Source organism: Microvirga sp. GCM10011540, assembly GCF_042650665.1.
Taxonomy (GTDB): domain Bacteria; phylum Pseudomonadota; class Alphaproteobacteria; order Rhizobiales; family Beijerinckiaceae; genus Microvirga; species Microvirga lenta.
In genome coordinates this window covers 256,305-274,088 of the sequence record NZ_JBHSBQ010000005.1, presented here as the reverse complement: position 1 = coordinate 274,088, position 17,784 = coordinate 256,305, and the positions used below count along the sequence as shown (strand labels likewise).

Annotated in this window: 16 protein-coding genes; 2 read left to right on the top strand and 14 right to left on the bottom strand. The window is 66.5% G+C overall.

What is annotated here, in order from left to right; all coding sequences use genetic code 11:
• Positions 1 to 39 precede the first annotated feature (39 nt).
• The 3 genes from ACFOYU_RS01955 to ACFOYU_RS01945 are packed head-to-tail and all read right to left on the bottom strand — an operon-like array spanning position 40 to position 3,445.
• The gene (locus ACFOYU_RS01955; protein WP_377032231.1) at positions 40 to 627 is read right to left on the bottom strand and encodes a histidine phosphatase family protein; all 588 of its coding nucleotides are present in this window, start codon (positions 625 to 627) and stop codon (positions 40 to 42) included.
• Positions 624 to 2,786 (bottom strand): primosomal protein N', encoded by a 2,163-nt coding sequence (locus ACFOYU_RS01950; RefSeq protein ID WP_377032484.1) that lies wholly within the window; start codon positions 2,784 to 2,786, stop codon positions 624 to 626. The genes ACFOYU_RS01955 and ACFOYU_RS01950 overlap by 4 nt, the downstream gene beginning before the upstream one ends.
• Complete coding sequence (locus tag ACFOYU_RS01945) at positions 2,786 to 3,445, bottom strand: class I SAM-dependent methyltransferase (protein WP_377032230.1); 660 nt, start codon at positions 3,443 to 3,445, stop codon at positions 2,786 to 2,788. The genes ACFOYU_RS01950 and ACFOYU_RS01945 overlap by 1 nt, the downstream gene beginning before the upstream one ends.
• A gap of 193 nt (positions 3,446 to 3,638) precedes the next feature.
• On the opposite strand from ACFOYU_RS01945, the gene ACFOYU_RS01940 reads away from it, so the two are divergent.
• Positions 3,639 to 4,547, top strand: coding sequence for a tyrosine recombinase XerC (locus ACFOYU_RS01940; RefSeq protein WP_377032483.1), 909 nt, complete (start codon positions 3,639 to 3,641; stop codon positions 4,545 to 4,547).
• Positions 4,548 to 4,550: 3 nt separating this feature from the next.
• On the opposite strand, the gene ACFOYU_RS01935 is transcribed toward ACFOYU_RS01940, so the two are convergent.
• The 10 genes from ACFOYU_RS01935 to ACFOYU_RS01890 form a co-directional block, all read right to left on the bottom strand.
• Positions 4,551 to 5,174: a thymidine kinase gene (locus ACFOYU_RS01935; RefSeq protein WP_226737755.1), complete on the bottom strand. Its 624-nt coding sequence runs from the start codon at positions 5,172 to 5,174 to the stop codon at positions 4,551 to 4,553.
• A 9-nt stretch (positions 5,175 to 5,183) separates the two neighbouring features.
• Positions 5,184 to 6,584: a dihydrolipoyl dehydrogenase gene (gene lpdA / locus ACFOYU_RS01930; RefSeq protein WP_377032229.1), complete on the bottom strand. Its 1,401-nt coding sequence runs from the start codon at positions 6,582 to 6,584 to the stop codon at positions 5,184 to 5,186.
• A gap of 121 nt (positions 6,585 to 6,705) precedes the next feature.
• Positions 6,706 to 7,935, bottom strand: a complete 1,230-nt coding sequence (gene odhB, locus ACFOYU_RS01925) for a 2-oxoglutarate dehydrogenase complex dihydrolipoyllysine-residue succinyltransferase (protein WP_377032228.1) — start codon at positions 7,933 to 7,935, stop codon at positions 6,706 to 6,708.
• Between the two features lie 61 nt (positions 7,936 to 7,996).
• Positions 7,997 to 10,957 carry a 2-oxoglutarate dehydrogenase E1 component gene (locus ACFOYU_RS01920; RefSeq protein ID WP_377032227.1) on the bottom strand — a complete coding sequence of 987 codons (2,961 nt, stop codon included), beginning with the start codon at positions 10,955 to 10,957 and terminating at the stop codon, positions 7,997 to 7,999.
• Positions 10,958 to 11,019: 62 nt separating this feature from the next.
• Positions 11,020 to 11,907, bottom strand: a complete 888-nt coding sequence (sucD, locus tag ACFOYU_RS01915) for a succinate--CoA ligase subunit alpha (RefSeq protein WP_226737764.1) — start codon at positions 11,905 to 11,907, stop codon at positions 11,020 to 11,022.
• Positions 11,908 to 11,919: 12 nt separating this feature from the next.
• Positions 11,920 to 13,119, bottom strand: coding sequence for an ADP-forming succinate--CoA ligase subunit beta (gene sucC, locus ACFOYU_RS01910; RefSeq protein ID WP_377032226.1), 1,200 nt, complete (start codon positions 13,117 to 13,119; stop codon positions 11,920 to 11,922).
• 66 nt (positions 13,120 to 13,185) lie between these two features.
• Positions 13,186 to 14,148, bottom strand: a complete 963-nt coding sequence (mdh, locus tag ACFOYU_RS01905) for a malate dehydrogenase (protein WP_226737768.1) — start codon at positions 14,146 to 14,148, stop codon at positions 13,186 to 13,188.
• A gap of 228 nt (positions 14,149 to 14,376) precedes the next feature.
• Entirely contained in the window at positions 14,377 to 15,009 is a 633-nt protein-coding gene (locus ACFOYU_RS01900) for a TetR/AcrR family transcriptional regulator (RefSeq protein WP_377032225.1), read from the bottom strand.
• Positions 15,006 to 16,190 carry a cell division protein ZapE gene (gene zapE / locus ACFOYU_RS01895; protein ID WP_377032224.1) on the bottom strand — a complete coding sequence of 395 codons (1,185 nt, stop codon included), beginning with the start codon at positions 16,188 to 16,190 and terminating at the stop codon, positions 15,006 to 15,008. The genes ACFOYU_RS01900 and zapE overlap by 4 nt, the downstream gene beginning before the upstream one ends.
• A gap of 41 nt (positions 16,191 to 16,231) precedes the next feature.
• A complete protein-coding gene (locus tag ACFOYU_RS01890; protein ID WP_319004810.1) occupies positions 16,232 to 16,693 on the bottom strand; it encodes an AprI/Inh family metalloprotease inhibitor in 462 nt (153 codons plus the stop codon).
• On the opposite strand from ACFOYU_RS01890, the gene ACFOYU_RS01885 reads away from it, so the two are divergent.
• Positions 16,692 to 16,847 (top strand): hypothetical protein, encoded by a 156-nt coding sequence (locus ACFOYU_RS01885; RefSeq protein WP_319004811.1) that lies wholly within the window; start codon positions 16,692 to 16,694, stop codon positions 16,845 to 16,847. The two genes, ACFOYU_RS01890 and ACFOYU_RS01885, sit on opposite strands and share 2 nt — an antisense overlap.
• Positions 16,848 to 16,992: 145 nt before the next feature.
• Here the strand turns inward: ACFOYU_RS01885 and ACFOYU_RS01880 are convergent, their stop codons facing one another.
• Entirely contained in the window at positions 16,993 to 17,775 is a 783-nt protein-coding gene (locus tag ACFOYU_RS01880; RefSeq protein WP_226737776.1) for a succinate dehydrogenase iron-sulfur subunit, read from the bottom strand.
• Positions 17,776 to 17,784: the final 9 nt, after the last annotated feature.

Genomic DNA, 17,784 nt, shown 5'->3' with positions numbered 1-17,784 from the left:
AACAGTTCGAGGAAGAGCCCGAACGGCCGCCGGAAGGACTCACAACTCGAGCGTTGCGATCTCGCAATTCCGCAGATGCCGGCCGGTCAGGTGATAGAAGAACATTCCGTGCCCGACGACGGCGATCAGGCGCTCCGGGCGCTCCGCCAGCCAGGAGCGGAACCGGTCCACCCTCTCGACCAGAACCTCCTCCGGCTCGACCACGATGCCCCGCTCGTCGGCCTCGCCCGCCTTGTGCCACCAGACCTCGTCGAGGTGGTCGAAGGCGAGGCCGGGAAAGTCCTCCATCAGGGCGAGCGGCGAGCGGCCGACATCGCAGCTGTTGCCCAGATGCTCCCGGTGGAGGCACTCGACCCGGATGAGGGAAGCCGAGGGGTGATCCCGGAAGAGGCCGAGCGTGGTCTGGATCGCCCGGGTCAGGGGCGAGGTGACGATGAGCTCGTAGGGTACGTCCCGCACATGCGCCGCCGCCTCCGCCACCTGCCGGTGCCCGAGCTCGGAAAGCGTCGCGTCGAAATGGAGCGGATCTGTTCTTTCGAGCTCGTAATGGGCGTTGAAGGTGGATTGCCCGTGGCGGATGCAGTGAATGGTCTTGGTCATGGCGCTCTCGGAAAAATTCTCGTTCATAGGAAGCTCTGCGGGTCGACGTCGATCGCCACCTTCGTGTTGCCCCTGACCTTGGGGCAGCGGGACATCCAGTCGCGTAGGTAGGCCTGGAGGTCGACCTCCCGCTCCGTCTTGACGAGGAGCCGGTAGCGGTAGCGTCCCCGGATCAGGGCGAGCGGCGCCTCGGCGGGGCCGAGGACCGTCACGCCGGGCGGAGGCTCCGCCACCAGCGCCATGGCGCGGGCATGGGCCTCGGCCGCCTCGCGCTCGGCCGCCGACACGATGAGGGAGGCGAGCCGGCCGAAGGGCGGGAGCCCGGCCATTTCCCGGACGCGGATCTCCTCCTCGTAGAAGCGCTCCGCATCGCCGGACACGAGGGCGGCGATCACCGGATGGTCCGGCTGCCAGGTCTGGACCAGGGCCCGCCCCGGCTTCTCGCCGCGGCCGGCGCGGCCGGTCACCTGCTGGAGCATCTGGAAGGTGCGCTCCGCCGCCCGGGGGTCGCCGGAGGTGAGGCCGATATCGGCATCGAGCACCCCGACGAGGGTCATGAGCGGGAAATTGTGCCCTTTGGCCACGAGCTGGGTACCGATGACGATGTCGAACTCCCCCGCCGCGATGGCCGCGAGCTCCGTGCGCAGGCGCTCGGTGCCGCCGGGCATGTCGCTCGACAGGACGATGCAGCGCTTGTCCGGAAAGATCTCGGCCACCTCCTCGGCGATGCGCTCGACGCCCGGACCGCAGGGCACCAGCGAATCGACGCTGCCGCAGGAGATGCACGCCTGCGGCGTCCGCTCCACATGGCCGCAATGATGGCAGACGAGGGCGCGGCGGAACCGGTGCTCCACGAGCCAGGCCGAGCAGTTGGGGCACTCGTAGCGGTGAGCGCAGGCGCGGCACAGGGTGAGCGGCGCATAGCCCCGGCGATTGAGGAAGAGCAGCACCTGCTCGCCCCGGCCCAGGGTGTCCTCGATCGAGAGGTTCAGGGTCGGCGAGAGCCAGCGGCCTTTCGGGATCGTCTCCCGCCTCAGGTCCACGGCCCGGATCTGCGGCATTTGCCGGCCGCCGAAGCGCTCCGGCAGCCGCACGTGCCGGTACCGTCCGCGCTGCACGTTGACCCGGCTCTCGATGGAGGGCGTCGCGGAGGCGAGCACCACGGGGGCGTTCTCGATCCGCCCGCGGACCACCGCCATGTCCCGGGCGTGATAATGGACCCCGTCGTCCTGCTTGTAGGCGGTCTCGTGCTCCTCATCGACCACGATGAGGCCGAGATCGGCATAGGGCAGGAAAAGGGCGGAGCGCGCCCCCGCCACGACCTTCGCCTCCCCTGAGGCGATGGCGCCGTAGAGGCGTTCCCGCTTGCGGCCGGTGATTCCCGAATGCCAGGTCGCCGGCTTCACGCCGAAACGGGCGGCGAATCGGTCGAGGAACTGGGCGGTGAGCGCGATTTCCGGCATCAGGATCAGCGCCTGCCGTCCCTGGCGCACGGTTTCGGCCACGGCCTCGAAATAGACCTCCGTCTTGCCGGAGCCGGTGACGCCTTCGAGGAGGGTGACGGGCGGATGCTCCTCGGCCATGGAGGCGATCAGCGCCGCCGCCGCCTCGCTCTGGCCGTCCGAGAGACCCGCCTCGCGGAAGTCAGGATCTGGAGCCTCGGCAATCGGCTCCTGCAGCAGGGCGACGGTCTCCAGGGTTCCTTCATCGATGAGGCCGTCGACGACGCCGGCGCTGACGCCGGCCATGTGGGCCAGTTCGCTCTTGAGCCTGACGACGCCGTCCTGTGCCGCCTCGATGACCTTCTGGCGCGCGGGCGTCATGCGCTTGGGCAGCCGGTCGGCCAGCTTCACGCCGACGCGGACGACCTCCGGCCGCTCCCCGTCCACGAGCTTGAGGCCCATGGCGAGGGCCGAGCCCTTCGGAGCCAGGGTATACCAGGCCACCCAATTCAGGAATTTCCGCATCTTCGGCGACAGGGCGGGCGCCTCGATGAGGCCGGTCACCTTCTTGAAATTGGCGCCCTGCCCCTCGCGCAGGCTCCAGACCACCCCGGCCACCTCGCGGGTGGCCAGCGGCACCTGCACCACGTCGCCCTCCTTCAGGGCGAGGCCGTCCGGAACCGCGTAGCTGTAGGCCGTATCGAGCGCCAGCGGGATGAGGACATCGGCGATTCTTGAAACCATCAAGGTACGGATATGGGTGTGGTTTGCGACGAAGACGACGGAGCGGAGCTCATCTTTTTGAAGGCGAGCTTTGACCAGGTGACATCATTGCGTCCGAACATGTCCCCGGTGTCACGCCTTCCGAGCAGGGTCAGCCCGTGCCCGTGAGCTTTGGCGATCAGTGGATCCACCGGCACCTCGAACATCCGTCGGCCTGCCGGGACGGTCCCGCGGCGGACCGACATCAGAATGCTTCCCATCGGAGCCAGAAGCGACGAGATCCGCGAAAGGGCCCTGTCCTGTTCCTCGGTATCCAGGTGCATCCATACAGCCGTCATGAGGATCAGGTCGTAGAGACCGTCCTGAGCACGGACCTTCGAGAGCTCCGGAAGGGAATCGTCGAGCCACGAGATCTTAGGGTCCGGATGAAGTCGCTGGCCGTGCGCCCGCAACTCGGTCGTCGGTTCGACGGCCAGAACCTGGAACCCTCTTGCCGCGAGAGCTGCCGCGTCACGGCCGGTTCCGGCGCCGATGTCGAGTGCTCTGCCGGAACCGGGGATGAATTCCGTGAGGGGACCGTAGATTCCGTCGAAGGTCACGCTCTCGTATTGTTCCGCCAGGAGATCGGCCTGGTCGCCATAGCCGGCGGTCCCCGGGACCAGTCCTGTCGCGTCGGTCATTTCCCCTCCCCTGGGCAAAGCACGGTGACGGCGTTCAAGAAGCGTTAGTCCTGACGTCGTTATGCTCCGGCCTATCGAGGCCGTCTCCTCGCAACCTCATACAGCAGATCCTGGGCCGGTGGCAGACTCAAAACCTCAAGCGCAATTGACCGAACTCGCCCTGCCCGGCGCGGCGGATACCCGGCAGGAGGCCATGCAATGGCTCGCCTCCCTGGCCAAGGAGCGCCGCCTGTCGGCGAAGACCGTCGAGGCCTATTCCCGGGATCTGCGGCAGTTCCTGACGTTCCTGACGGGTCACCTCGGGGAGCCGCCGGGCGTGAAGGCGATCCTGGGGCTCAAGCCCCTCGACATCCGCTCTTTCCTGGCGGCCCGGCGCATGGAGGCGGTTCAGAGCCGCTCGCTCATGCGCCAGCTCGCCGCCCTGCGCTCCTTCGCGCGGCACCTGGAGCGGGAGGGGCACGGAACCGCCTCGGCCTTCGCGGCGATTCGCACCCCGAAGGTGGACAAGAACCTGCCGCGCCCCCTGTCCGCCTCGTCCGCCGTCGCGGTGACGGACACGGAGCTGCGGGCGGGCGGGGACCGGAAGCCCTGGATCCTCGCGCGGGATGCGGCCGTCCTGGCGCTGCTCTACGGGGCGGGCCTGCGCATCTCGGAGGCCCTCGGCCTCCAGCGTCGGGACGCGCCGGTCCATGGCACCGATTCGATCACGGTGACGGGCAAGGGCGGCAAGATGCGCAGCGTGCCCGTAATTCCCGCGATTCAGCGAGCGGTAGAGGACTATCTGCACCTGTGCCCTTACGTTCTGGCGCCGGAAGGGCCGCTCTTCGTCGGTGCGCGCGGCGGGCCGCTGTCGCCCCGTATCATCCAGCTCGCGGTCGAGGAGCTTCGGGGAGCATTGGGCCTGCCGGACAGCGCGACACCGCACGCCCTGCGCCATTCCTTCGCGACGCACCTGCTGGCCCGGGGCGGCGACCTGCGCGGCATTCAGGAACTCCTGGGCCACGCCTCGCTCTCGACAACCCAGCTCTACACGAAGGTGGATGCCGCGCGGTTGATGGATGCCTTCGACGCGGCCCATCCCCGGGCGCGGACGAAGGGCTAGCCTCTACTCCGCCGCCACCGCCGGAACGAGCAGCTGCCGGGCGGCAGGCCCGATCTCGCCCGCGGTCCAGTGGGGCCGGCAGACGGAGACGTAGCGGCCCTCCCCGCCGATCTCGACCACCTCGCCCGAACGCACGGCCTCGCCGTTGCGGTCGTATTTGAGGATCATGGTCGCCTTGCGCCCGCAATGGCAGAGCTGCTTGATCTCCTGGAAGTCGTCGGCCAGCGCCATGATGGTGGCGATGGCGTCGCTGAAGAGCGTGCCGTACACGTTGTTCTTCAGCCCGTAGGCCATGACCGGGACCTTGAGCTCGTCGACGATCCAGGCGAGTTGGCGGACCTGGTCCGCCGTCATGAACTGCACCTCGTCGATGAGCACCGCCGTGACCGGCCTTCTGGCGTGCTCGGCCGCCACGATGGCGTCGATGGCCTCATCCTTCCTCAACGGAATCGCATCGGCCTCGATGCCGATGCGAGACCTGACCTTGCCGACGCCGAAACGGTCGTCGATCAGGCTCGTGAACAGCAGCACGTGGCCGCCGTTCTCGATGTAGTTGTAGCGAACCTGCAGGAGATGGGTCGTCTTGCCTGCATTCATCACCGAGTAGAGGAAGTGGAGCTTGGCCATGCGCCGATCCTACATGTGGATCGCGCGCTTTTCGACGGCGAGCGCCGCTTCCTTCACAGCTTCCGCAAGCGTCGGGTGCGCATGGCAGGTCCGGGCCATGTCCTCGGAGGAGGCGCCGAACTCCATGGCGATGGCCGCCTCGTGGATGAGGTTGCCGGCTTCCGGACCGATGATGTGGACGCCCAGCACCTTGTCGGTGTTGGCGTCGGCCAGGATCTTCACGAAGCCGTCCGTGGTGCGGTTGACCTTGGCGCGGCCGTTGGCCGTGAAGGGGAACTTGCCGGCATTGAAGGCGATGCCCGCGCTTTTAAGCTCCTCTTCCGTCTTTCCGACCGAGGCGACCTCGGGGAAGGTGTAGACCACGCTCGGGATCACGTCGTAGTTCACGTGACCGGCCTTGCCGGCCAGGATCTCGGCCACCGCGACGCCCTCGTCCTCCGCCTTGTGGGCGAGCATGGGGCCGACGATCACGTCGCCGATGGCATAGATGCCGGGAACGTTGGTGGCGAAATGGGCGTCCGTGACGATGCGGCCGCGATTGTCCTTGGCGACGCCGGCCTCGTCGAGGCCGAGTCCTTCCGTGTAGGGCACGCGGCCGATGGCGACGAGCACCACGTCCGCCTCGATGGTTTCCGCATTGCCGCCGGCGGCGGGCTCGAAGGTGAGCGTGGCGCCCTTGCCGGTCTTCTCGACCTTCGTGACCTTGGCGCCGAGCTTGAACTGGAAGCCCTGCTTGCCGAGGATGCGCTGGAACTGCTTGGCCACTTCGGCATCCATGCCGGGCAGGATGCGGTCGAGATACTCGACCACCGTCACCTCGGCGCCGAGGCGGCGCCACACGGAGCCGAGCTCCAGGCCGATGACGCCCGCGCCGATGACCACGAGGCGCTTCGGCACGTTGTCCAGCTCGAGAGCGCCCGTGGAGGACACGACGACCTTCTCGTCGATCTCGATGCCCGGAAGGCGGGTGACGTCCGAACCGGTGGCGATGACCACGTTCTTGGTCTCGAGGGTCTGGGTGGAGCCGTCCTCGGCCTTCACCTCGACCTTGCCGGGAGCCGTGATGCGTCCGGTGCCCACGAAGGCGTCGATCTTGTTCTTCTTGAGCAGGAACTCGACGCCCTTGGTGTTGCCGTCGACGCCTTCCTGCTTGAAGGCCTGCATCTTCTTGAGGTCGAGGCTCGGGGCGCTCACGCCGATGCCGAGATCGGCGAAGTGGTCCCGCGCATCCTCGAACATGTGCGAGGCGTGCAGGAGCGCCTTGGAGGGGATGCAGCCCACATTCAGGCAGGTGCCGCCATGGGTCTTGCGCTTCTCGACGACGGCCGTCTTGAGGCCGAGCTGGGCGGCGCGGATGGCGCAGACGTAGCCGCCCGGGCCGGTGCCGATGACGATGAGATCGTAGGACATTTCTTGTCTCCACTTAACGTCATGCCCGGACTTGATCCGGGCATCCACGTCTTGGCTCTGGGTTCGAAGGCGTGGAGGGCCGGGAGGAGCCCGGCCGCGACGCGAAAATTGATGGTCGGGCTTACAGGTCCAGGACGAGGCGCGCCGGATCTTCCAGCGCTTCCTTCACGCGGACCAGGAAGGTCACGGCCTCCTTGCCGTCGACGATGCGGTGATCGTAGGACAGCGCCAGATACATCATCGGGCGCACCACGATCTGGCCGTTCTTGACCACCGGACGGTCCTCGATGCGGTGCATGCCCAGGATGCCCGACTGGGGAGCGTTCAGGATCGGCGTCGACATCAGCGAGCCGTAGATGCCGCCGTTGGTGATGGTGAAGGTGCCGCCCTGCATCTCGTCGATGGAGAGCTTGCCGTCACGGGCGCGGCGGCCGAAATCGGCGATCTTCTTCTCGATGCCGGCGACCGACAGGTCGTCCGCGTCCCGCACCACCGGAACCACGAGGCCCTTCTCGGTGCCGACGGCGATGCCGATGTGGTAGTAGTTCTTGTAGACGATGTCCTGGCCGTCGATCTCGGCGTTGACCGCCGGAACGTCCTTGAGCGCCTGGATCACCGCCTTGGTGAAGAAGCCCATGAAGCCGAGCTTGGTGCCGTGCTTCTTCTCGAACACGTCCTTGTACTGGCTGCGCAGCGACATGACCGCGCTCATGTCCACGTCGTTGAACGTGGTGAGCATGGCGGCGGTGTTCTGCGCGTCCTTCAGGCGGCGCGCGATGGTCTGGCGCAGCTTGGTCATGCGCACGCGCTCTTCACGCTCCGCGTCGGTCGGGGCGGAGGGTGCGCGCATCTGGGCCGGAGCGCTCGGGGCCTGGGCCGCCGCGCCGCCGGTGGCGATGGCCGCCAGCATGTCGCCCTTGGTCACGCGGCCGTCCTTGCCGGTGCCGGGGACCTGCGAGGGATCGACGCCGCTCTCGGCCGCGATGCGGCCGACGGCGGGACCGTGGTCCTTCGCGGCGCCCGGAGCTGCGGGAGCCGGGGCAGGAGCGGCCTTGGGCGCTTCGGCCTTCGGAGCATCCGCCTTGGGGGCGGCCGCCGGGGCAGCGGCAGCGCCGCCTTCCACGATGGAGCCCAGCACGGCGCCGGGGGTGACCGTCTCGCCGTCCTTGGCCAGGATATCGCCGAGGGTGCCGCTCGCCGGGGCGTTCACCTCGAGGGTCACCTTGTCGGTTTCGAGCTCGAGAACGGGCTCGTCGGCCTTGACGGCTTCGCCGGGCTTCTTGAACCAGCGGCCGATGGTGGCCTCTGAGACGGATTCACCAAGGGTGGGTACGCGGATTTCGGTCGCCATGATCGTCTTATCGCTTCGGGGGCTTTCGCCCGTTGAAAAGGTTTGAGGCAATTCGCGGCGTTCAGGCCGCGAACGCCTCGTCGAGGAATGCCTGGAGCTGAGCCTGGTGCTTGGACATCAGGCCGGTGGCGGTGGCGGCGGAGGCGGCGCGGCCCACGTAGCGGGGACGGTCCACCTTGCTGCCTGCGGTCTTGAGAACCCATTCGAGATAGGGCTCGACGAAGGTCCAGGAGCCCATGTTCTTCGGCTCTTCCTGGCACCATACCACGTCGGCCTTCTTGAAGCGGGCGAGTTCCGCCGCCAGCGACTTCGCCGGGAACGGATAGAGCTGCTCGACGCGCATCAGGTAGACGTCATCGATGCCGCGCTTCTCGCGTTCCTCGAACAGGTCGTAATAGACCTTGCCCGTGCAGATCACCACGCGCCGGATCTTGTCGTCCTTGACGAGCTTGATGCCCTCGGCCTGGCGCTGCGCATCGTCGTGCAGAACCCGGTGGAACGAGGTGCCCTCCGCGATGTCGTCGAGGCGCGAGACGCAGCGCTTGTGGCGCAGCAGCGACTTCGGGGTCATCAGGATCAGCGGCTTGCGGAACTCGCGCTTGAGCTGACGGCGCAGGACATGGAAGTAGTTCGACGGGGTCGAGCAGTACGCGACCTGCATGTTGTCCTCGGCGCACATCTGCAGCCAGCGCTCGAGGCGGGCCGAGGAGTGCTCGGGACCCTGGCCTTCGTAGCCGTGCGGCAGGAGGCAGACGAGGCCGGACATGCGCAGCCACTTGCGCTCGCCCGACGAGATGAACTGGTCGAACACCACCTGGGCGCCGTTGGCGAAGTCGCCGAACTGAGCTTCCCACAGGGTCAGGGCATTCGGCTCGGAGAGGGTGTAGCCGTACTCGAAGCCGAGCACCGCCTCCTCGGAGAGCATCGAGTTGATGACCTCGTAGCGGGCCTGATCCTCGCGGATGTGGTTGAGAGGCGTGTAGCGCTCCTCGTTCTCCTGGTCGGTAAGGACCGAGTGGCGCTGCGAGAAGGTGCCGCGCTCCACGTCCTGGCCGGACAGGCGAACCCGGTGCCCTTCCAGCAGGAGCGAGCCGAAGGCGAGCGCCTCGGCCATGGCCCAGTCGAGCCCCTCGCCGGTCTCCATCATCTTCTTGCGGTTGTCGAGGAAGCGTTGGATCGTGCGGTGGACGTGGAAGCCCTCCGGCACGGAGGTAAGCGCCTTCGCGATGTCCTTCAGGGTCTCGACGGAAACGCCGGTCTGGCCGCGACGCGGATCGTCCATGTCCTCGCGCACCGCCTTGAGGCCGGCCCAGCGGCCGTCGAGCCAGTCCGCCTTGTTGGGCTTGTAGCTGGAAGCGATGTCGAACTCGGTGTCGAGCTTCGAGCGCCAGGCGCTCCTCATCTCGTCGAACTCGGCCTGCGTCACGGTTCCGTCGGCGAGGAGCTTTTGGGAATAGAGCTCCACGATCGACGGGTGCGACCGGATCTTGCGGTACATGAGCGGCTGGGTGAAGGACGGCTCGTCGCCCTCGTTATGGCCGAAGCGACGGTAGCAGAACATGTCGATCACGACAGGCTTCTGGAACTTCTGCCGATACTCCGTGGCGACCTTCGCGGCGAAGACCACGGCCTCCGGATCGTCGCCGTTCACGTGGAAGATCGGCGCCTCGACCATCTTCGCCACGTCCGACGGATAGGGCGAGGAGCGGGAGAAGCGCGGATCGGTGGTGAAGCCGATCTGGTTGTTGATGATGAAGTGGATCGAGCCGCCCGTGCGGTGCCCGCGCAGGCCCGAGAGCCCGAGGCACTCGGCGACCACGCCCTGGCCCGCGAAGGCCGCGTCGCCGTGGATGAGCAGCGGCATGACCGGGGTGCGGTTCTCCGGCGTGCAGCCGTGCTGGTCCTGCTTGGCGCGGACCTTTCCGAGCACCACCGGGTCGACGATCTCGAGGTGCGACGGGTTGGCGGTGAGCGAGAGGTGGACGTTGTTGCCGTCGAAGGTGCGGTCGGAGGACGCGCCCAGATGGTACTTCACGTCGCCGGAGCCCTCCACGTCGTCGGGCGCGAAGGAACCGCCCTTGAACTCGTGGAACAGGGCGCGGTGCGGCTTGCCCATGACCTGGGTCAGCACGTTGAGGCGGCCGCGATGGGCCATGCCGAGCACGATCTCCTTCACGCCGAGATTGCCGCCGCGCTTGATGATCTGCTCGAGCGCCGGAATCAGCGACTCGCCGCCGTCGAGGCCGAAGCGCTTGGTGCCGGTGTATTTCAGGTCGAGGAACTTCTCGAAGCCTTCGGCCTCCACGAGCTTGTTGAGGATGGCGCGCTTGCCCTCCTTCGTGAAGGTGATCTCCTTGTCCGGCCCCTCGATGCGCTCCTGGAGCCACGCCTTCTCGACGGGGTCGGAGATGTGCATGAACTCGACGCCGAGGGTGTGGCAGTAGGTGCGCTCCAGGATTCCGACGATCTCGCGGATCGTGCCGAATTCGAGGCCGAGCACGTTGTCGAGGAAGATCTTGCGGTCCCAGTCGGCCTCCGTGAAGCCGTAATGGGACGGATGCAGCTCCTGATCGTTCGGGCGCGGATTGATGTCGAGCGGGTCGAGCTTGGCATGCAGGTGGCCGCGCACGCGATAGGCGCGGATCAGCATGATGGCACGCACGGAGTCGCGGGTCGCCTGCTGCACGTCGGCCTGGCTGATCTCGGCGCCCTTGGCCTGAGCCTTCGCCTTGATCTTGTCGCCGACCGCCTTCTCGACCTGGGCCCAATTGCCGTCGAGGGCGGAGACGAGCTCGCCATTGGCCGGGATGGGCCAGTTGGGCCGCTTCCAGGAGGCGCCGCGGGCGTTCTTCTCGACCGCCTGCTTGTCGTCCTTCAATGCGCCGAAGAAAGCCTGCCACTCGGCGTCCACCGAAGATGGATCCTTCTCGTAGCGGGCATAGAGATCCTCGATGTAGGGCGCGTTCGCCCCATAGAGGAAAGCGGTGTTGAGGAACGTTTCGTTGGCGTCCTGGCGTGCCATGGCAATGCTCGATTCAAATGTGCGAATTGGCCGCCCCGGCCTTGCGGGGCGGCCTATTTTCCTTATCGGCCCTTCAGCACCTCAACCAAGGTTTTTCCAAGGCGTGCCGGGGACGGGGAGACGCGGATGCCCGCGGCCTCCATGGCTGCGATCTTGTCTTCCGCGCCGCCCTTGCCGCCCGAGATGATGGCGCCGGCATGGCCCATGCGGCGGCCGGGAGGAGCGGTGCGGCCCGCGATGAAGCCGACCATCGGCTTCTTGCGGCCCTTCTTGGCTTCGCGGGCGATGAACTCGGCCGCCTCTTCCTCGGCCGATCCGCCGATCTCGCCGATCATGACGATCGACTCGGTCTTGGGGTCGGACAGGAACATGTCGAGGACGTCGATGAACTCGGTGCCCTTCACCGGGTCGCCGCCGATGCCGACCGCCGTCGTCTGGCCGAGGCCCTCGTTGGTGGTCTGGAACACGGCCTCGTAGGTGAGCGTGCCGGAGCGCGACACGATGCCGACGGAGCCGGGCTTGAAAATGTTGGCCGGCATGATGCCGATCTTCGATTCACCCGCCGTGACGATGCCGGGGCAGTTCGGGCCGATGAGGCGCGACTTGGAACCCTCGAGCGCACGCTTCACGCGCACCATGTCGAGCACCGGAATGCCCTCGGTGATGCAGACGATGAGCGGGATCTCGGCCTGGATGGCCTCGCAGATCGCATCCGCGGCGCCCGGAGGCGGCACGTAGACGACGGAGGCGTCGGCGCCGGTCTTCTCGCGCGCTTCCATGACCGTGTCGAAGACGGGCAGGTTGAGGTGCGTCGAGCCGCCTTTGCCCGGCGAGGTGCCGCCGACCATCTTGGTGCCGTAGGCGATGGCCTGCTCGGAGTGGAAGGTGCCGTTCTTGCCGGTGAAGCCCTGGCAGATGACCTTGGTGTTCTTGTCGATCAGGATGGACATCAGCTCGAAACCTTACTTCCCGCCGCGCACGGCGTTGACGATCTTCTGGGCGGCGTCGTCGAGGTCGTCCGCCGGGATGACGTTGAGACCGGACTCGCGGATGATCTTCTTGCCTTCCTCGACATTGGTGCCCTCGAGGCGCACCACCAGCGGAACCTGCAGGCCGACCGCCTTCACGGCCGCGAGCACGCCGCGGGCGATGACGTCGCACTTCATGATGCCGCCGAAGATGTTGACGAGGATGCCCTTCACGTTCGGATCGGCCGTGATGATCTTGAACGCCGCCGTGACCTTCTCCTCCGATGCGCCGCCGCCGACATCGAGGAAGTTCGCCGGCTCCTCGCCGTAGAGCTTGATGATGTCGAGGGTCGCCATGGCGAGACCGGCGCCGTTGACCATGCAGCCGATGGTGCCGTCGAGAGCGATGTAGGCGAGGTCGTACTTGGACGCCTCGATCTCCTTCTCGTCCTCCTCGGTGATGTCGCGGAGTTCCTGGACGTCCGGGTGACGGTAGAGGGCGTTGCCGTCGAACGAGATCTTCGCGTCGAGGCACTTCAGGTGCCCGTCCTTGGTGACGATGAGCGGGTTGATCTCGAGCATCTCCATGTCCTTCGCGATGAAGGCCGTGTAGAGCTTCGTGACCAGATCCTCGGCTTCCTTGGCGAGCGAGCCCTTGAGGCCGAGCGCCTTGGCGACCGTGCGGCCGTGATGGGGCATGACGCCGGTGGCCGGATCGACCGAGAAGGTCAGGATCTTCTCAGGGGTGTCGTGGGCGACCTGCTCGATGTCCATGCCGCCTTCCGTCGAGACGACGAAGGCGACCTGTCCCGTGGCGCGGTCGACGAGCATGGAGAGATAGAGCTCGGTCTCGATGTCCGAGCCGTCCTCGATGTAGAGGCGGTTGACCTGCTTGCCGGCCTCGCCCGTCTGGATGGTGACGAGCGTCTTGCCGAGCATCTGCTGCGCGAACTGCTTCACCTCGTCCACGGACTTGGCGAGGCGCACGCCGCCCTTCTCGCCGGCATTGGCTTCCTTGAACTTGCCCTTGCCGCGGCCGCCCGCATGGATCTGGGACTTCACGACCCAGAGCGGACCGCCGAGCTCCTTGGCTGCAGCCTCGGCCTCATCGGGGGAGAAGATGGCCCGGCCAGCGGAGACCGGCAGACCGAACTCCTTCAGGATGGCTTTGCCTTGGTATTCATGGATGTTCATGAGCTTTTCTCTTCCGTCGTCCCGCGAGAGCCCGAGGCAAACGGGGACCGTTATCCGTGTAGGCTCTTAGGCCAGCGCCGAGTTGATCTGCTTGCAGGCGTCCACGAGGCCCTGCACCGATGCGACGGACTTCTCGAACATCGCCTTCTCCTCACCGGAGAACTCGACCTCGACGATGCGCTCGACGCCGTTCTCGCCGATCACGATCGGCACGCCGACGAACATGTCCTTCACGCCGTACTGGCCGTTGAGATAGGCCGCGCAGGGCAGAACGCGCTTCTTGTCCTTGAGGTAGCTCTCGGCCATGGCGATGGCGGAAGCCGCCGGCGCGTAGAAGGCGGAGCCGGTCTTGAGCAGGTTGACGATCTCGCCGCCGCCCTTGCGGGTGCGCTCGACCATGGCGTCGAGCTTCTCCTGGGTGGTCCAGCCCATCTTCACGAGGTCGGGCAGCGGAATGCCGGCCACGGTGGAGTAGCGCACCAGCGGCACCATGTCGTCGCCGTGGCCGCCGAGCACGAAGGCCGTGACGTCCTTGACCGAAACGTTGAACTCCTCCGCCAGGAAGTGGCGGAAGCGGGCCGAGTCGAGCACGCCGGCCATGCCGACGATCTTTTCGGGCTTCAGCCCCGAGAACTTCTGCAGCGCCCACACCATGGCGTCGAGCGGGTTCGTGATGCAGATCACGAAGGCGTTGGGAGCGTATTGCTTGATGCCGTTGCCGACTGCTTCCATGACCTTGAGGTTGATGCCGATCAGGTCGTCGCGGCTCATGCCGGGCTTGCGGGGCACGCCGGCGGTGACGATGATCACGTCCGCGCCTTCGATGGCCGAATAGTCGTTCGCGCCTTTGTACTTCGCGTCGAACCCGTCGACGGGAGCGGATTCGGCGATGTCGAGACCTTTGCCCTGGGGAATGCCCTCTGCGATGTCGAACAGGACGACGTCGCCGAGTTCCTTCAAGCCAGCGAGATGGGCGAGAGTACCGCCGATCTGGCCAGCACCGATGAGCGCGATCTTGTGACGAGCCATGGATTTATCCTTGGGTAGGGGGAAGGCGCGAGCCTCGTTTGGGTGGCGCTGTTTGACTCAGAAATGGGTCTGCTTCAAGCCAACAAAAGGTTAAAGCGCAAGGACTTGCGCCCCCTGGGCCCCTTCGAACGGGCAGAGCGCGGCAATTTCCCGTGGGAAGGCAAGGGGTTAGGGATCGTAACCACGTCGGGATTAATGTGTTACAAATTCCTTAATTTGTCATTCGCGTCACAAGATACCATGCGACAGGGTCCGCTGGACAACCCGCACGACGGCCGCCAGACGCAGGTCGAGGATGTCCTTCGGGACGTCGACGTCCAGTCTGACGTTCAAGGGATTGATGAAGCGATAAGCGGCATCGCTGACGAAGCCGATGGCGCGCTCCCGGTCGCGCGGCTCGAACTTGCCCGTGGCGATTCCTTCGTCGATCACCCGCTCGATGAGCTGGCGCATCCGCGCCCGGTGCTTGCGCACGAGGGGGCGGGAGGTCTCCGTGGCGGTGCAATAGACGTCGAAAAGGTGGCGGTTTTCAATCAGGAGGTCCCGGTGCATCTGGGACCAGGCATGGATGATGCGCTCCAGCTTGTCGTCGGCCGGATCGGGCGCATCGGCGATGCCGGCGATCAGGGCCTCAAGGGATTTGAGCCACTGCCCGGCGACCGCATCGATGAGGGCGGCCTTGGAGGTGAAGTAACGATAGACGTTGGCATGAGTCATGCCGGCGGCGTCGGCGATATCGACCACGGTGATCTGCCGCGGGCCGAAGCGCTTCAGATGATCGGCCGCGATGGCGAGCAGGCGGCTGTCGGGCGGGGTGGCCGCCTCGGCGAGGCGCGCGGAGCCGCCCCTCGGCCGCTTCATGTCTCGACGAGTCCGGTCGAGTGCCCGGTATCCGGGCGACCGTGCGGCTGGCCGAGATACTCCTCCGAGCGCATCTCGATGAGGCGCGAGACGGTCCTGTCGAACTCGAACACCTCGCGTCCGGTCTCGGCCTTGTAGAGGTCCGGCGCCTCGGCCTCGGCGGAGGCGAGAAGCTTCACATGGGCATCGTACAGAGCATCGATGAGCGTGATGAACCGCTTGGCTTCGTTGCGCCGCTCTAACCCCATGCGGGGGATGTCCTCGAGGATGACCGTGTGGAACTCGTTGGCGATGGTCAGGTAGTCGGCAGCACCGAGGGGTTTGGAGCAGAGATCCGCAAAGCCGAAGCGTGCGACGCCGCCCGCGGCCTGGGGAACCTCGACCGGGTGCCCCTTCACGGTGAGGGTCACGGGCTCGCCTTGCGGGCGGCCGGTGAGCCGGCGGAAGGCCAGGGTCAGCGCCTCGTGGGAGCGGGCATCGGCGGGGGTGTAGTAGACCGGGCTTCCGGCCAGCTTTTCCAGGCGGAAATCCGTGCGGGCATCGAGGCGGACGATCTCCATCCGCTCCTTCAGCAGCGCGATGAAGGGCAGGAACAGAGTGCGGTTCAAGCCGCCCTCGTAGAGCCGGTCCGGCTCCACGTTGGAGGTGGCGACGACCACCACCCCATGGGCGAAAAGCGCCGTGAAGAGGCGTCCCAGGATCATGGCGTCGGCGATGTCGGTGACGGTGAACTCGTCGAAGCACAGGACCCAGGCCTCGTTGGCAAGGACCTCGGCCACGGGCCCGATGGGGTCGTCCCCCCTCACCTCGCCCGACTTGAGCTTCTGCCGCCAGAGGTGGATGCGCTCGTGGACGTCGGCCATGAAGGCGTGGAAGTGGACCCGGCGCTTGCGCCTGACCGGCAGCGCCTCGAAGAAGAGGTCCATGAGCATGGTCTTGCCGCGCCCGACCGAGCCCCAGACATAGAGGCCCCTAGGGGGTGGCGGACTGCGCTTGCCGAAGAGGCGGCCCAGGGCGCTGGGCTTGCGCGCCAGCCGCATCCCTTCGAGGCTCTGCGCGAGCGCCTCGAAATGCCGCAGCAGCGCGACCTGGGCGGGGTCGCGCTCGATGGCTTCGGCGGCCACGAGAGCCTCGTAGCGCGCCGTGATGGAGCTGGGCGATGGGTGCTGGGTGTCGTTCACAAGACGACCGTTACCGCCGTCATGCCCCAAGGGCAAATGCCTTATCGTCCCAAGGAAAGGGGAGCGCCGGATTTCGCCAGAACGCCGCTCAGCGAACCCGACGAGCCGCGCAGGCGCGCCGCGACGGAGCCGCCGGTCTGGTAGAGATAGACCTCACCGTCCCGGTAGTCCCACGCGTTGATCCGCGCTAGGTCCTGGTTGGAGCATCCTGACGTGGAGGCCCGGTAGAGATCCAGGGCGGGCGTGCTCGAAAGCTGGACGCGGCAGGTTCCGCCGGAGGCGTCCCGGGCGGTCCAGCCGCCGACCATGGAAGTGCGGCTCGCGGGAGCGGCCGGCGCGGGAGCCGGCGCCGCGGCGGGCGGCAGGCCCGCCACATCGGTCCCGCCGGGCATCATGGTTCCGGGCGCGCCTTCCGGAGGAGGCAGCGGCTGGCCGTCGATGGGCGGCAGCGGAGAGGACGTGATCGGCCCCGAGGGGACGGCCTCGACAGGATCGGGCGTCATGACGGGCGCTGCGTTCGCGCTGCGGACGGGCGACGATCCGAAGCCGCCGATCCGGGCCGAGGAGCATGCGCCGAGCGCCAACGCGGAGCATAGCGTTGCGGTCATGATCCAGGTGGTGCTCTTCATCATCGTCCTCATGCTTGGCCGTATGTGACATTGCCCATGGGCGGACACGTTTCAAGCACAGGTTGGAGGGTGTGCCTAGGAGACGGGTCCGCGCCGGGACCTCAAAGTATGGAGGCAGGCCAAAAAATAAAGGCGCCGGAGGCGCCTTTTCGATGAAGTGTTGCGAGGAAGCGTCACACCGCCCGCGCGACCATCATCTTCTTGATCTCGGCGATGGCCTTGGCCGGGTTCAGGCCCTTGGGGCAGGTGTTGGCGCAGTTCATGATCGTGTGGCACCGGTAGAGCCGGAACGGGTCATGAAGGTTGTCCAGGCGCTCGCCCGTGGATTCGTCGCGGGAATCGATGAGCCAGCGATAGGCCTGGAGCAGGGCCGCGGGGCCCAGGAAGCGGTCGCCGTTCCACCAGTAGCTCGGGCACGAGGTGGTGCAGCAGGCGCAGAGAATGCACTCGTACAGGCCGTCGAGCTTGGAGCGCTCCTCGGGAGTCTGGCGCCATTCGGTCTCGGGCTCGGCGGTCTCCGTCTGCAGCCAGGGCTCGATTGCGGCGTGCTGGGCGAAGAAGCTCGTGAGGTCAGGCACGAGGTCCTTCAGAACCGGCATGTGCGGCAGGGGGTAGATCTTGATGGTGTCCCCGTCGCAATCGTCCATGCCGAGGGTGCAGGCCAGCGTGTTCTTGCCCATGATGTTCATGGCGCAGGAACCGCAGATGCCCTCGCGGCAGGAGCGGCGGAAGGTCAGGGTCGAGTCGACGTTGTTCTTGATCCAGATGAGGGCATCGAGAACCATCGGGCCGCAATCGTCCCGGTCGACATAGTAGGTGTCGATGCGAGGATTGGCGCCGTCGTCCGGATTCCAGCGGTAGATGCGGAATTCCTGGACGTTGCCGGATGCCGAAGGCTTCGGCCAAGCCTTGCCCTCGGTGTATTTGGAGTTCTTGGGAAGCGTGAACTGAGCCATCTTGCGTTC

Excerpts from the sequence above, each read along its gene's own strand:
- ACFOYU_RS01955 (WP_377032231.1), bottom strand. The coding sequence starts at position 627 with ATGAACGAGAATTTTTCCGAGAGCGCCATGACCAAGACCATTCACTGC.
- ACFOYU_RS01950 (WP_377032484.1), bottom strand. The coding sequence starts at position 2,786 with ATGGTTTCAAGAATCGCCGATGTCCTCATCCCGCTGGCGCTCGATACG.
- ACFOYU_RS01945 (WP_377032230.1), bottom strand. The coding sequence starts at position 3,445 with ATGACCGACGCGACAGGACTGGTCCCGGGGACCGCCGGCTATGGCGAC.
- ACFOYU_RS01940 (WP_377032483.1), top strand. The coding sequence starts at position 3,639 with ATGCAATGGCTCGCCTCCCTGGCCAAGGAGCGCCGCCTGTCGGCGAAG.
- ACFOYU_RS01935 (WP_226737755.1), bottom strand. The coding sequence starts at position 5,174 with ATGGCCAAGCTCCACTTCCTCTACTCGGTGATGAATGCAGGCAAGACG.
- lpdA (WP_377032229.1), bottom strand. The coding sequence starts at position 6,584 with ATGTCCTACGATCTCATCGTCATCGGCACCGGCCCGGGCGGCTACGTC.
- odhB (WP_377032228.1), bottom strand. The coding sequence starts at position 7,935 with ATGGCGACCGAAATCCGCGTACCCACCCTTGGTGAATCCGTCTCAGAG.
- ACFOYU_RS01920 (WP_377032227.1), bottom strand. The coding sequence starts at position 10,957 with ATGGCACGCCAGGACGCCAACGAAACGTTCCTCAACACCGCTTTCCTC.
- sucD (WP_226737764.1), bottom strand. The coding sequence starts at position 11,907 with ATGTCCATCCTGATCGACAAGAACACCAAGGTCATCTGCCAGGGCTTC.
- sucC (WP_377032226.1), bottom strand. The coding sequence starts at position 13,119 with ATGAACATCCATGAATACCAAGGCAAAGCCATCCTGAAGGAGTTCGGT.
- mdh (WP_226737768.1), bottom strand. The coding sequence starts at position 14,148 with ATGGCTCGTCACAAGATCGCGCTCATCGGTGCTGGCCAGATCGGCGGT.
- ACFOYU_RS01900 (WP_377032225.1), bottom strand. The coding sequence starts at position 15,009 with ATGAAGCGGCCGAGGGGCGGCTCCGCGCGCCTCGCCGAGGCGGCCACC.
- ACFOYU_RS01885 (WP_319004811.1), top strand. The coding sequence starts at position 16,692 with ATGACGGGCGCTGCGTTCGCGCTGCGGACGGGCGACGATCCGAAGCCG.
- ACFOYU_RS01890 (WP_319004810.1), bottom strand. The coding sequence starts at position 16,693 with ATGACGCCCGATCCTGTCGAGGCCGTCCCCTCGGGGCCGATCACGTCC.
- ACFOYU_RS01880 (WP_226737776.1), bottom strand. The coding sequence starts at position 17,775 with ATGGCTCAGTTCACGCTTCCCAAGAACTCCAAATACACCGAGGGCAAG.